We start from the raw sequence: 13,680 nt of genomic DNA, 5'->3' as shown, positions 1-13,680 counted from the left end.
CCATGAAAATTACGTGTATTGGTATTAATCACTTCGGATATTAATATCGTTATAAGGCGGCTAACACTCTATTTCTGCCGTCTCGCTTAGCTTTGTAAAGTGCAGTATCTGCTCGGTCTAACAAAGACTCTGCATTATCATCCAACTGACGTTGTGCTACTCCCACACTGATCGTTAAGTGCTTACCGGAAATAGTCATATTCGCAATATTGGCTCGTAAACGTTGAGCCAGTGCCATTGCCGTAGTCAATGAAGCATTAACGCAAACAACCACAAACTCCTCTCCGCCCCAGCGAGCAACAATATCTTCATTTCGCATTGACTGCTGCAATTCAATCGCTAAGGAAGTGAGTACCCTATCCCCTTCTAGATGACCGTATTGATCATTGATGCTCTTAAAGTGATCAATGTCCAGAATCATCACGCTTAACCCATTTTTATCCGATTTTACCTGTATTAATTGAGCGAGTACGTAATCCAATTTTTCTCTGTTATAGAGGCCAGTTAACTTATCGGTTTCGGCCATTCTAAGAATATCGGTGTTACGAATAGCCAACTGTCGGTAAGCCGACGATCGAGTATGCTCATAGAAGCGAAATAACAATATATGAGCGGCACTCACCTCGATAACGTTCAACAAAGCTGCGAATCCGTAGGATCCCGTTTGCGGTGACAAATATTGCCGATAACCCAGCTCCCCCACTTTTTGCCAAGAAGAAAGAATGCAACAGGAGGGATAATAGTTGCCCAAAACAAAGAATGTCTATATCCACCTGCAGACATAACGAATAGCAGTACAATTGACGTAATTAAAATCGTCACAGCCCATGCGGCCCAATCTACTTTTTCAGTTTTACGAAAGTAAACGTAAATACCTAATGATATTAATAATCCCGTACCATCGAGCAATGCAAATGTATAATTACTGAACGCCACTAAATTCGTCATGGTGAGGATGCAAAAATAGCAGCTAACAATCAATAACGCATGAATAATCAACCGTACTCGCCAGTAATCTGGATGATCAGACGGATATTGCGGAAATTCTTTATACCAAAATTTAAACATTGGATTATATCTGCTCTACGTGTAATGAACGTTAGTGAGTCTTTATACGCAGTTGCCAGTTGCCGTTATTTTGTGCTTCACAAGCCTGCTCACTGTCAAAACGTACGTGATGCCTTGCATCCTTTAACTTAATTCCCACTTTCAATAATTGAGTTTGGATCTGACGTCGTAAATAGATATCTTGCTCTTCTACATTAGCTTGTTCAAGAGACGCTTGCGTATCAAACACGCAAATTACCGTTAAGCTAGCCGGAAACCGATCATAACTGGCTGTATGGGTAATCCATTGAAAGCCTGATACTTTTCGTTTGGCAAGCTCACAGACATTAGTCAGGGCTTTGATCACATTGTTATCTAGCTTCTTAACGGTTTTTTGCATGCTAAATACTCACCTATCACAACATAGGTTAAATATAATCACAAAGATAGGCAGTGTTAACAGATACTTGGGCTTTAAACTTTACGTTTGCATCGACGGTAAATACTTGACCAGCGGTAAATGTTTTCCAATCACTCGCATCGGGTAACAAAACGGTCATAGCGCCACTAACAACGCTCATAGTTTCATGTTGTGAGGTAGCGAACTCATACTCACCAGGCGCCATCACACCTAACGTAGAGTTACCTACAGCTGTATCAAATGCGATAGATTTTACCTTACCTTCGAAATATTCATTTACGTTAAACATCGTTTTACTCCTTTTGGTTTATTTTTTGCGGCGCTAATGTATCAGCTTTAATGCGGCCCTGCACAGCCGTTACTATCTTTTTCTTCAAAGATCGACCGCCTTCCTTTACTCTTAACCTCATCTACTACCTAACGATTTCAGTCAGCCATGATCATTCAATCCCAACAAAAAATTATTTCGACGCCTAGTGGCGATATGCAAACCTCCATATATCGTCCCCTAGACGAAGGTTCTTACCCTAGTATTATTTTCTACTCAGAAATATTCCAAGAGACCGCGCCCATTACTCGCAGCGCAAAATTACTCGCTGGTCATGGTTTTGTTGTGTTTGTACCAGAAGTGTTTCATGAGTTAAATCCCATGGGAACTGTGCTTGCTTATGACGATATAGGCAAAGATAAAGGTAATGCAGATAAACTTACAAAACAGTTAGAACAGCATGACAACGATACCCAAAGCTTGATCAATTTTGTCGATGCGCAAACCTACTGCAACGGTAAAGTCGGCAGTATGGGAGTGTGCATTGGCGGCCATCTCGCATTTAGAGCCGCGCTAAACCCAAGAATTGATGGTGCTTTTTGTTTGTATCCAACGGACATTCACTCCAACACCCTGCCCTGTGCACACGGCAACGACTCATTAAGCCAATGTCCTACAATTAAGGCAGAGCTGTGCATGATTTTTGGTAAGCAAGACCCTCACGTATCTCGTGAAGGAAGAGAGCTGATTCACTCCACCATGCAAGATAATGATTTAAATTACACCTGGCATGAGCTAAACGCCCAACATGCATTTATGCGCGACGAAGGAGACAGGTACGATCCCGCGTTAGCGCTTTATTGCTACCAAATGGCAATACAGATGTTTAATCGTTGCCTTAGCTGAATTCAAATGAACCAAAAGCCATTGCGTTTACCCCAACTTATAAACCGTACCAAAAGCGATTCATATAAGGATGTATCGAACTTCTGCTGTCGCGGCCTGCTTGCGTTATTGATCTTTTTTAATCTGAGCCTTTACGCTGAACCTGTTTTTCTGGACAACCAAGAAGTGCGTGCGCAACGGGTTGAGAGTAGAATAAAAAAAATAAATGCCGGTGAATTCGACCAGTTTGAAATACACGGATTTAAGCGTTTTAGTCCTGCAGATAAAGACAAATTGAAACAGTGGATAAAAGTAGGTGTTAACGCAACACGAGATACTTTGGGTGTGTATCCAAGCCGATTGATATTCCATTTAGTGCCCAAGAAGTCTAATCAACCTGTGCCTTGGGCTTACACACGCAGGGATACTCCTCAGCGTATTTACTTACATGTTGATAGTCGTTTTCAGCAAGAAAAATTCATTAACGATTGGACTATCTATCACGAGATAAGCCACTTAGCGATTCCTTATCTCGGGGGAGACTACGCTTGGCTTGCCGAGGGATTTGCCAGTTTTATGCAGTACCAAGTAATGGCAAATGCAAAAGTACTAACAGGCACCATTGATGAAAATTATAAAAAGAAAATTACGCCTCACCTAAAGTGGTTCAAAAGTGATTTGCCGCCGGCAACTATCGCTAGGCGATTAATGAGTAAAAGGCAATACCCATCGGCTTATTGGGGAAGCGCCTATTTCTTCGTTCTTGCCGATAATATATTAACCAACCAACATCAGACCTCATTGACGAAACTAATCAGTCAGTATCAGCTTTGTTGTAACACACCACATACTGATGTTAATCAGTTGATGAGTGATTTAGATGTATTATTAGGAGAGCCTGTATTCTCTCAGTTATTGGCACGTTTTGAAACGCAAGCAGCTCGGTTGATTTATCCAAATGAGTTTTAGCCCAGAACAGCGAATACATTGTTGTCAGATATTTTCGCCCTACTTGCGTTACAATTTCGTTGGTTAAGACAATAAGAGTACTCACGTTGAAGAAACAAATTTACGTTGCATATACTGGCGGCACCATAGGAATGCGCCCTTCTTCCAAAGGCTATATCCCCGCGGCTGGATTCCTGTCAGACACTATAGCAAATATGCCTGAATTTCATCGCCAGGAAATGCCTGACTTTACCATCAACGAATATGAAAGTTTGATCGACTCCGCTGATATGAGCCCCAGAGATTGGCAGCAAATCGCCGACGATATTCAGCGTAATTATCAAGAGTACGATGGGTTCATTATTCTTCACGGCACTGACACCATGGCCTATACAGCATCGGTATTGTCTTTTATGTTAGAAAACCTAGGTAAACCGGTGATTGTCACAGGTTCACAAATTCCATTAGCTCAATTACGTTCTGACGGCCAGGAAAATCTGTTAAATGCACTGTATTTAGCTGCGAACTATCCAATCCCTGAAGTCGGTTTGTATTTCAATAATAAACTGTTTCGCGGTAACCGCAGTCGTAAATTAGACGCTGACGGTTTTGATGCTTTCGGATCCCCTAACTTTCCCATGTTGCTAAAAGCCGGTATTAATATCGAGGTTAAAGCAGGTAAAGTCACACCCATAAGTCAGCAACCACTTATTGTAAGCAGCGTCACCCCCCAGCCTGTAGGCGTAGTTAGCCTGTATCCAGGGATAAGCGCTGAGGTAATACGTAATATTCTTCAGCAGCCCGTTAAGGCGCTTATATTGCTCAGCTACGGCGTAGGAAATGCGCCACAAAATGCAGCGTTAATTAACGAGCTGAAAAAGGCCAACGATAACGGCATATTGATTGTTAATTGCACCCAGTGCTTGAGGGGAAAAGTCAATATGTCTGGTTATGCCAACGGTAATGTTTTGCAAGATGTTGGTGTATTGTCAGGAGGTGATATGACGCCCGAAGCTGCCTTAGCAAAATTACATTATTTGCTAAGTAAGGATTTAAGCACTGATGAAATGAAACAAAAGTTGATCAGTAATATTAAGGGCGAGTTAACGATTTAGTGCCTGCTAAATCTTAATTTTATTGCCATAAAATACCCTTTGCCATATTAATCAGTGACGACGGCAAAGTGGTTAATTCTCCTCAATCTAGCATACTGAATTTCAAGCATAAAAAAAGGCAAACTATGAGTTTGCCTTTTTTTGGAATTCGTATTTAATCAAGCAAGCTTGAATTAAAGTACTACGATATTCTCTGCTTGAGGACCTTTTTGGCCTTGAGTTACGGTGAACTCAACTTTTTGGCCTTCAGCTAGTGTTTTGAAGCCAGTACCAGTAATTGCACGGAAGTGAGCAAATACGTCAGGACCATTTTCTTGCTGAATGAAACCAAAACCTTTAGATTCGTTGAACCATTTAACTGTACCAGTAGTAGTAGACATAGTCTTTTCCTATATTTTCAAGAGTAATTAAAAACCTTTTTCAAGGCGAGGTTTGCTGAAGCGTGTTGCTATTACTTATGATATACAAGACGAGGTACTACAATGGAACATCGAAACAGTGTGCATAAATATCAAACGTACTTTCAAGCGCAATTAGGATACCATCCTTCACACCTACGTCAACATTTTTTATCACTCCTACTGGTCTAACAAGCCCTTCTTTATCAATATCAAATCAAATACATACAAAATAAACTGCATGTAAAAAAAATGTTAATAGCAGCGCTTTATCCTACGTTTTTCGTCAGATGAAACAGAGTAATTATTTGGACATCAGTCGACTAGGAATACACGCCACCAAAACAGCACCTAATAATGCAAATCCTGTGGCCAAGGTAAAAGCGAATTCTGCGCCCTGCCCCTGTTGCCATATTAATCCTGCGCCATAATTGCCAGCAGCACCACCTATACCAAAACCAATACTGGTGTAAAGGGCTTGTCCTTGACTACGAAACAGCCCCCCGAAAAAATGATGGATAAAATTAATTGATGCGGCGTGAATTAAGCCAAAACTAAAGGCATGTAATAGCTGACTAACCACTAATGTTGGCCAGTACTGCGCAGCTATAGCCAATAAATACCAACGCAAAGCAGTCAGCAGCATACTAATCAATAGCGTCCATTTAATACCAAAGCGGCTAATTAGCTTTCCAGCCAATAAAAAAATAATGACCTCCGCTGCAACGCCCAAAGCAATTAATCCACCCGTTTCTTGGCCACTATAATTGAGGTCTCGAGCATAAAGAGCGAAAAAGCTATAATATGGCCCAAAGCTTATTTGTATACAGATGGATGACAAAATAAAAACAATAAAAACTTTATTGCGTACCTTTCCCCAAATGGACTGTTCAGATGCCTGGTCATTTTCCGAGGTTGAAGCTTCTTTTAATCTCAGCGTAATTAAAAATAAACTCAGTAATACCGCGCCACTAATATAAATCGGTGCTTCGCTGGAAAACACATCAATGAGTTTGCCTGCCAATACGGTGAGTACGATAAAACCGACACTCCCCCACAAACGCACATGGCTATATTTTGTTGCATCTCCTCGTACACTGCTTAGGGTGATCACTTCTGTTTGAGGTGCTATGGCGGTAAAAAAAAGCATCATCAGACCAAACGCTAGCGTTAGTCCCCAAAAACTATTTAACCAAAAAACTGAACAAAAAGTAGCGAAGGTAAGAAAAGCGCCAAACTGCAATATCCGTAGAGATTTTCCCGTTCTATCTGCAAAGGACGCAAATAAATTAGGCCCAATAATACGCATCAAGGTGATCAGCGCGAACAGTTCGCCTATTTCTTCGGAGTTAAAACCTCGGCCATCAAGAAAGACGCCTAGATACGGAACCAATACGCCGAGTTGACCAAAATATAAAAAAAAGGTCAACGACAGCATCACCAAATTGGCTCTGGAAAATGCTGCCTGAGTAGATACCACCGAAAATCTTATTTAGCGTGGGCAGGAATAATAGGCGTAATAGATTGCACATCAGCATTCTGACCACGGTGACGTAGATAATGATCCATCAACACCAACGCCATCATAGCTTCAGCGATTGGCACAGCTCTAATACCAACACAAGGATCATGTCGACCTTTGGTAATAACTTCAGCACTTTGACCGTTAATATCGATACTTTCCCCAGGTACGCTAATACTTGATGTAGGCTTAAGAGCCATATGTACGACTAGGTCTTGGCCACTTGAAATTCCCCCTAACACGCCACCAGAACGGTTTGATTTAAATCCATCGCTGGACATCAAATCACGGTGTTCGCTTCCTTTTTGCTCTACTGTAGCGAAACCATCCCCAACCTCAACGCCTTTGACTGCGTTGATCCCCATCATCGCATGAGCTAAATCTGCATCTAAACGGTCAAATATAGGCTCGCCTAATCCAACCGGCATATTCGTTGCGACCACCGAAACTTTCGCCCCTATCGAGTCACCCTGCTTACGCAATTCACGCATATATTCATCCAATGCTTCTAATTTACTTTCATCTGGGCAGAAAAAGGGATTGGTGTTGGTGACACTGTGGTCCACTTTATCGATTTTAATCGGGCCGAGTTGCGACAAGTAGCCACGCACTTCAATACCTAGATGCGTTTTCAAATACTTCTTAGCCACCCCACCAGCTGCAACACGAATTGCCGTTTCTCGAGCTGAAGAACGACCACCACCACGATAATCTCGCAGTCCGTACTTTTGCTGATAGGTGTAATCAGCGTGTCCTGGACGAAAGGTGTCTTTTATTTTCGAGTAATCGTTACTGCGTTGGTCAGTATTTTTAATCAGTAAACCAATACTTGTACCCGTGGTTTTACCCTCAAACACCCCAGATAAAATTTGTACTTCGTCTTCTTCGCGACGCGCAGTGGTGTAACGCGATGTACCTGGCTTACGTCGGTCTAAATCTATCTGCAGATCCGCTTCGCTTATTTCTAAACCAGGAGGACAACCGTCGATCACGCCGCCGATTGCAATACCATGACTCTCGCCGAAGGTACTTAACGTAAAAAGCTTGCCAAAGGTGTTGCCAGCCATAGTGTGTTCCTTGTATTCGATTTATATATATTGCTTTACATGCTACTCATAGCTGCTTCAGGCAGCTATTGGGCAAAGTAAGCCACTAAATTTGCTCTACTAATGGCAAAAACACCGTGACCTCCCCGCGTAAACTCAACCCATTGTAGGTCTAAATCGGGATAAACATGCTCCATATGGAATTGACTGTTGCCTACTTCAACAAACAACCAACCATCGTCAGTTAAGTGCTCGGGCGCTTGGCGGAGCATTTTATGTACAAGATCCAAACCATCATCTCCGGCAGCTAATGCTAACTCAGGCTCGTGATGGAATTCATCAGGTAAATCAGCCATGTCTTCTGCATCGACATAGGGGGGATTACTGACAATCAAATCGTACTTCTGACCTTTTAAGGCCGCCATTAAATCAGACAGTATCGGATATACCCGATCACTTAACTGATGTTCAATAATATTGAGATCAGCAACTTCAAGGGCCTCAGGGCTAATATCCACAGCGTCCACGGTTGCCCCGTCAAAAGCATATGCTAACGCAATCGCTATACACCCCCCGCCGGTGCACAAATCCAGAATATGAGTTGGAGGTGCCAATAACCACTCAGCAAATTTATCGTCTATTAGTTCAGCAAATGGCGAACGGGGTATCAGTACACGTTCATCAACATAAAAGGGTAAACCACAAAACCATGCCTGGTTTATCAAGTAAGCCAATGGAATACGCTCTTCGACTCGGCGTTGAACTAAAGTCGCTATATCTCGCTTTTCTGTCTCGGTTAAGCGAGCTTGAAAAAGTTGCTCTCCGGTTTGTTTGAGCATATCTTGCGGTAAATTGAGTGTGTGTAGCGTCAGACAAACCGCTTCATCCCAAGGATTGTCGGTACCGTGACCATAAAACAAACCAGCTTGATTAAATTGACTGACCGCCCAACGTACCATATCTAACATCGAATGCATGTCAGTTATAGCTTGTTCAATATCCACACTATTATTCATTTTCTACCTAAATTTGTTTGGCTTAAACACGCGCCTTACATAGTTTCAACACCAAGACTTTGTTAAACTTGCCGTCATGACCGCCTTATATCCAGTAAACTGCCTAACATTATGAAAAAAAATGCCACACCTGAATCATCCGATACGGCACTATTTCGTAGTGAGTTTACCGATGTAAAGCCATTAAAGCAGGACAAAATACCGCCTCAACGCTTTTCCAGCAAGCTTAAATCTACCCTGATAGGTAAAAAGCACGATCCGCAAAGCGACCTTAAGCAACAGAATGCCACATTTCAATTTTCCGATGGCTTCGAAGGGTATTTCGACACAAGCCAACCCCTTAAGTATGTACAACCCGGCGCAGATACCTTTGAGGTAAAACGCTTACGACGGGGTGAATATCCGCCAGATCTAATTTTGGACCTACATGGCCTGAATAAAGAGCAAGCGAAATTGGAAATAGCGGCATTAATTTATGCTGCACAAAAACAACATTATCACTGTGTGTGTATCGTACATGGCATCGGCAGTTACGTGCTTAAAAAGAACGTGCCTAATTGGTTAATTCAACATCCCAGTGTCAAAGGTTTTCATCAAGCGCCATTAGAATGGGGTGGTCAAGGCGCGGTATTAGTATTGATTGATTTGCCCCAAATAAACAGCAAGTACTAAATCATAAATGGCTGTTGTAAGAGTAGCATCTCAAATTCAGGTTTGGGCAGTGCCTTGCTGAAAAAATAACCTTGAATGTAGTCACACTTGTACTGTTTTAACAGTTCAACCTGCCCCGCTAGTTCGACGCCCTCCGCGACAACAGATATACCTAACTCATGACACATAGTGATCAAACCCGCGATCATACTTTGAATTTCTTTGCAGTCTTCAATGCCATCCACCAGCACTTTATCCAGCTTTAAGACATCTATTGGTAACTTAGCTAAATAAGCAAATGACGAATATCCCGTTCCAAAATCATCCATAGCAATACTAACGCCAAGCTCTTTGAGCTCCCACAGCACTTTTAAAGTTTGCTCAAAGTCTTGTATCAAACAGGATTCGGTAATTTCTATTTCAATTAACGATGGCGGCAACCCATATTGATCCAACAAGCTTTCGAATTGCTCTACCACGCTATGGTTCGCTAACTGGCGTGCAGAAATATTGATGGCTACCCGCTTTAAATCTTTACTAAAACGGTGCAGCTCAGCTATTTTTTTAACACTTTGGGCAATCAACCACTCCCCAATTTGTTCTATTTGGCCATCGAGCTCACTTAAGTTAATGAATTCATTCGGTGGTATCCAGCCAAGTTCATTGTGCTGCCAACGAATTAAAATCTCAGCGCTGTCTATCTGTTGATCCGGCAAGCGTACTTTAGGCTGAAAGTGCAGTAAAAATTGATTGTCGCGTAATGCCCCATTAATTGAATTCTTAATTTTGAGCTGCCGTTGTTGCAAGTCTCTTAAGGCTGAATCAAAACGACATAAATGCTCCGCAGCGACGCTGTCAACAGAAAATGCACAACGTAAATTTTCCATCAAGCTACTTGGGTCGTCTCCATCAGTGGGTGCTAGAGCATAGCCCATTACACAGTTAATTTTCACGCAGCCTTTACGTTGCGTGTTTGGCTCGTTTAACTTGTGATTAATGATCGTTAAACGCTTACGGATCATCGTTTCATTTTCATAATCCGGAATAATAATAAATATTTTGCCGCTATCAAAAGCAAAGGTTTGACTCCCTTGAGGCAACTCGTTATGCACTAACCCCCTAATCTCAGTTAGTAAGCCCGTAAAAATCGTTGGGCCAGCATGCTGCTCTAGAAAGTCATAATCTTTAATTTTGAGTGACACTAAACAGAATTCTTGTTGCTCGGCAAATCTATCTCGCACTGCTTGTTCAAAAGCATAATACTCAGGATTATGCTCCCCCTCTAACACCCGACGATTAAGCACGCGAGCGTGGTATTCAGCAAACGCTTGCTCAATTTCTTCAATTATCTGTTGATTATTCCACGGCTTACGCAAGAATTTATGGGCAGCGCCGCTATTTAGCAGACTAATCGCAGAGTCAAAATCGGCGAATCCACTGAGTACCATAGAAATAACATCAGGGTAACTTGCTTTAATTTGATCGATAAATTCTGCCCCAGACATAATCGGCATTCTAAAATCTGATAACACTACCTGAATGCTGTGTTCTTTCATAATGGCTAACCCTTCTTGGGCGCTATTGGCAATAAAAATCTCAAAAGGAGCTTTAACTAAACAGCGCTTTAAAGACGATAAAATATTGGGTTCATCATCGACAATTAATAGCTTGCCTGTTGTTGGAGTAACGTGTGCTTGCTGGCTATTCATTGTGGCCTGCCTCTAAAGTTTTGTTGTAAGACATAATAATAAGACTCAAAATTTGTACTGACCTTCGAAACGAATTCGCAGCCCTTGCTCTTCTGGACCTTCGATCGTTCGCATATCGCTAACGCGTGCGCCTAACCACCATGTATCCGCCATTTTTCGACGCAATCTCACGTCTAAACCTTGCACGTTGGATGTGGCGAATCGAGCAGTAGCATTCTGGGCGAATTCAGTGATAACGCCGAAACGCTCAACATGTAAATACCGTAAATGCCAAGAATAATCGCCTGCCTGCGCGAGTTTTCCATGCTTTAATTGCACCGCTACACTTGTTTTCTGATCGCTGAATTGTTCAAACTGGTGAAAGTCATTCAAGGACTGACCTAAATCCACACCCAATTGGTATCCCTCAAAACTAAGACTACTCGATAAACGTAAAAAGCGATTGTCCAATTGGGTATCTTTCTTGGCGAACTGAGCATTCGACTGGCCTTTATAATCAACATAGGAAGGTGAGATTGTCACTTTAACTTTGTCAAAGCTGAACTTTATGTTCCATTGAACTATGTTCAATAAGCCCACCACGTCACTATTACCGTCGAGTGGTTTGAGCGAGGCAAGTTGTAGTTGATGCCGCTCAGATAAACGATAATCTAGATGCACACCTAGAGGGTTTAAATTACGATCCCAAAACACATCTGTTATGTGTTTAGTTTTCCAAGGTATTTTTCCGATATACAGATTTGCATCGGTAAATTTCCCGGTTAGAAATAAGCGCTCAACAAATACATCCCTATCAGGCTGAGGCTGAGTATTGAAGCGAATCAGCGTTATCGCCGGCACGTTCTGTTTATTCTTTAGACCCGTGCTCAAACGTCCTTGAGCTGACCAGTTATCGGTGATGTTACCTTTAATACCTAAACGGAAAATAGCGCGTAAGCGTTCTCTATCAGGCAAGTTAACATGCTGACTTTCATTCTCGTAACGTAATACCGCATCACCAAAGACATATATATTGCTCGCGTAAGCCGTCGAACTAAGCGTCAATGTAATAGCTGCAATTAACTGTCTCATGGAATTATTCCTATCGTTTAAATGATGTCGGCTAATTTCTTGAGACTAATAATTGCACAATGTCGCCATTGTCACATATTACACTTTAGTCCTATTTGTCATTCTTGCGCTAGATGGTATAACTTATACATCGACTTTAGGCGGCTAAGAGATATCTATGAAAACTTTAACATCCGGTGAAATAGCTAAGTACTGTGACGTCAATCTGCGCACAGTTATCCGCTGGATTGATAGCGGCAGATTAAAAGGTTACAAACTTCCAGGAGGAGGTAACAACCGAGTTAAAGAAGAAGACTTCGTTGCGTTTTTAAATGAAAACAACCTGCCTATTCCTGCTGATTTTGCTTCTTCAGAAAAACGGGTATTGATTGTCGACGATGAACTGCAGGTAGCCAAAGCGATAAGCCGAGTAACTAAGCGAGCCGGGTACGACAGTGTGATTGCCACGGATCCATTTATGGCTGGTGCCTTATTGACAACCTATAAACCACAGTTAATGACGCTCGATTTAAGCATGCCCGGCGTAGATGGCTATGACATCGTGACATTTGCTCGTCAAGAATATGCCGACAAGTCTTTAAAGATTTTAATTATTTCAGCTCTAGGAGAAGACGAACGTCAAAAAGCCCTAGACCTAGGGGCAGATGCAGCTTTAGCCAAACCGTTTGTCAATAAAGAATTACTTAGCACCATCGATGCACTATTACGTAATTAAACGCATTAGTGATTTGCTTTAGGAGCACAAGATGAAGTTTATAATTATAGCATTAAGCATGTTCATATTGAGTGCACAAACTCGCGCCCAAGACACATTTACGTTCGCCGTTGTACCGCAGCAATCGGCTAAAAAACTAGCCAAACTTTGGACACCATTATTGCGTGAAATAAGTGATAACAGTGGTATAAAGTTAGTATTTACCACTGCGCCAAACATTCCCATTTTCGAGCATCGTTTATCTCAAGGTCAATATGACTTTGCTTATATGAACCCTTATCATTTTGTTGTGTTTAATGAATCTCCTGGCTACCAAGCGCTGGCTAAACAGAAAGACAAACATATTCAAGGGATTATCGTAGTAAGAAAAGACGCACCCTATACTTCTATTAATGAATTGAATGATATTACGATGGCGTTTCCTGCACCGGCTGCTTTTGCCGCAACACTGCTGCCTAAAGCCGATTTGTCGGCGCATCATGTCAATGTGAAGAGTCGCTACGTATCGTCACATGACTCAGTGTACCTCAGTGTAGCCCGAGGCCTATCTCCAGCGGGTGGTGGTATATTACGCACATTCAATAATGCGCCAGCGAGTGTCAGAGACCAACTTAGAATATTATGGAAAACCGAACCTCATACTCCCCATGCTATCGCCAGCCATCCAGATGTGTCATCTGAAACACGACAAAAAATACAAACTAGCCTGCTCAATTTGCACAAAACCGAAAACGGTAGCGCGTTATTAGAAGCGATAAATTTTGCGGCGTTTGAAGCCGCAGATAACAGTGACTGGGAAGATATTCGTGTCCTTGGCATAGAATCACTTAAGTGAAAAAAGTACTGGTTCAGGTTAGATAAAGGGGGC

At 42.0% G+C, this 13,680-nt stretch carries 16 protein-coding genes; 6 read left to right on the top strand and 10 right to left on the bottom strand.

Translation table 11 applies throughout. From position 1 onward, the window contains the following. Positions 1–49: 49 nt before the first annotated feature. The 4 genes from GQR89_RS21490 to GQR89_RS06705 are packed head-to-tail and all read right to left on the bottom strand — an operon-like array spanning position 50 to position 1,757. On the bottom strand, positions 50–640 hold the full coding sequence (locus GQR89_RS21490) for a GGDEF domain-containing protein (RefSeq protein ID WP_233269107.1): 591 nt from the start codon (positions 638–640) through the stop codon (positions 50–52). Continuing rightward, entirely contained in the window at positions 634–1,068 is a 435-nt protein-coding gene (locus GQR89_RS21485; protein ID WP_233269106.1) for a hypothetical protein, read from the bottom strand. The genes GQR89_RS21490 and GQR89_RS21485 overlap by 7 nt, the downstream gene beginning before the upstream one ends. A gap of 31 nt (positions 1,069–1,099) precedes the next feature. Beyond that, positions 1,100–1,447: a Fis family transcriptional regulator gene (locus tag GQR89_RS06710; RefSeq protein ID WP_158769339.1), complete on the bottom strand. Its 348-nt coding sequence runs from the start codon at positions 1,445–1,447 to the stop codon at positions 1,100–1,102. A 28-nt stretch (positions 1,448–1,475) separates the two neighbouring features. Beyond that, positions 1,476–1,757, bottom strand: coding sequence for a pyrimidine/purine nucleoside phosphorylase (locus GQR89_RS06705; protein WP_158769338.1), 282 nt, complete (start codon positions 1,755–1,757; stop codon positions 1,476–1,478). 147 nt (positions 1,758–1,904) lie between these two features. On the opposite strand from GQR89_RS06705, the gene GQR89_RS06700 reads away from it, so the two are divergent. The 3 genes from GQR89_RS06700 (at position 1,905) to ansA (ending at position 4,684) form a co-directional block, all read left to right on the top strand. Then, the gene (locus GQR89_RS06700; protein ID WP_158769337.1) at positions 1,905–2,642 is read left to right on the top strand and encodes a dienelactone hydrolase family protein; all 738 of its coding nucleotides are present in this window, start codon (positions 1,905–1,907) and stop codon (positions 2,640–2,642) included. A 6-nt stretch (positions 2,643–2,648) separates the two neighbouring features. Beyond that, entirely contained in the window at positions 2,649–3,590 is a 942-nt protein-coding gene (locus GQR89_RS21290) for a hypothetical protein (protein ID WP_233269105.1), read from the top strand. An 86-nt stretch (positions 3,591–3,676) separates the two neighbouring features. Next, positions 3,677–4,684 (top strand): asparaginase, encoded by a 1,008-nt coding sequence (gene ansA / locus GQR89_RS06690; RefSeq protein ID WP_158769336.1) that lies wholly within the window; start codon positions 3,677–3,679, stop codon positions 4,682–4,684. Positions 4,685–4,857: 173 nt separating this feature from the next. Here the strand turns inward: ansA and GQR89_RS06685 are convergent, their stop codons facing one another. The 4 genes from GQR89_RS06685 to prmB form a co-directional block, all read right to left on the bottom strand. Then, positions 4,858–5,064, bottom strand: a complete 207-nt coding sequence (locus GQR89_RS06685) for a cold-shock protein (protein WP_006994582.1) — start codon at positions 5,062–5,064, stop codon at positions 4,858–4,860. Between the two features lie 322 nt (positions 5,065–5,386). Continuing rightward, positions 5,387–6,562, bottom strand: coding sequence for an MFS transporter (locus tag GQR89_RS06680; RefSeq protein ID WP_158769335.1), 1,176 nt, complete (start codon positions 6,560–6,562; stop codon positions 5,387–5,389). Between the two features lie 8 nt (positions 6,563–6,570). Beyond that, positions 6,571–7,671 carry a chorismate synthase gene (gene aroC / locus GQR89_RS06675; RefSeq protein ID WP_158769334.1) on the bottom strand — a complete coding sequence of 367 codons (1,101 nt, stop codon included), beginning with the start codon at positions 7,669–7,671 and terminating at the stop codon, positions 6,571–6,573. A 65-nt stretch (positions 7,672–7,736) separates the two neighbouring features. Further along, positions 7,737–8,666 carry a 50S ribosomal protein L3 N(5)-glutamine methyltransferase gene (gene prmB / locus GQR89_RS06670; RefSeq protein ID WP_158769333.1) on the bottom strand — a complete coding sequence of 310 codons (930 nt, stop codon included), beginning with the start codon at positions 8,664–8,666 and terminating at the stop codon, positions 7,737–7,739. Positions 8,667–8,777: 111 nt separating this feature from the next. Here prmB and smrB point away from each other — a divergent pair, with 111 nt between their 5' ends. After that, positions 8,778–9,338, top strand: coding sequence for an endonuclease SmrB (gene smrB, locus GQR89_RS06665; protein ID WP_158769332.1), 561 nt, complete (start codon positions 8,778–8,780; stop codon positions 9,336–9,338). Here smrB and GQR89_RS06660 read toward each other — a convergent pair. Next, a complete protein-coding gene (locus tag GQR89_RS06660) occupies positions 9,335–11,026 on the bottom strand; it encodes an EAL domain-containing protein (protein ID WP_158769331.1) in 1,692 nt (563 codons plus the stop codon). The genes smrB and GQR89_RS06660 overlap by 4 nt on opposite strands. A gap of 45 nt (positions 11,027–11,071) precedes the next feature. Next, positions 11,072–12,097: a putative porin gene (locus GQR89_RS06655; protein WP_158769330.1), complete on the bottom strand. Its 1,026-nt coding sequence runs from the start codon at positions 12,095–12,097 to the stop codon at positions 11,072–11,074. Between the two features lie 157 nt (positions 12,098–12,254). Here GQR89_RS06655 and GQR89_RS06650 point away from each other — a divergent pair, with 157 nt between their 5' ends. Both GQR89_RS06650 and GQR89_RS06645 read left to right on the top strand, forming a co-directional pair. After that, complete coding sequence (locus tag GQR89_RS06650; RefSeq protein ID WP_158769329.1) at positions 12,255–12,812, top strand: response regulator; 558 nt, start codon at positions 12,255–12,257, stop codon at positions 12,810–12,812. A gap of 31 nt (positions 12,813–12,843) precedes the next feature. Continuing rightward, positions 12,844–13,647 carry a phosphate/phosphite/phosphonate ABC transporter substrate-binding protein gene (locus GQR89_RS06645; protein WP_158769328.1) on the top strand — a complete coding sequence of 268 codons (804 nt, stop codon included), beginning with the start codon at positions 12,844–12,846 and terminating at the stop codon, positions 13,645–13,647. The last annotated feature ends 33 nt before the right edge of the window (positions 13,648–13,680 follow it).

The sequence above is a fragment of the Paraglaciecola sp. L1A13 genome (genome assembly GCF_009796745.1).
Classification (GTDB): domain Bacteria; phylum Pseudomonadota; class Gammaproteobacteria; order Enterobacterales; family Alteromonadaceae; genus Paraglaciecola.
Note: the sequence above shows the minus strand (reverse complement) of the source record. Positions and strands in the feature narration are given on the sequence as shown.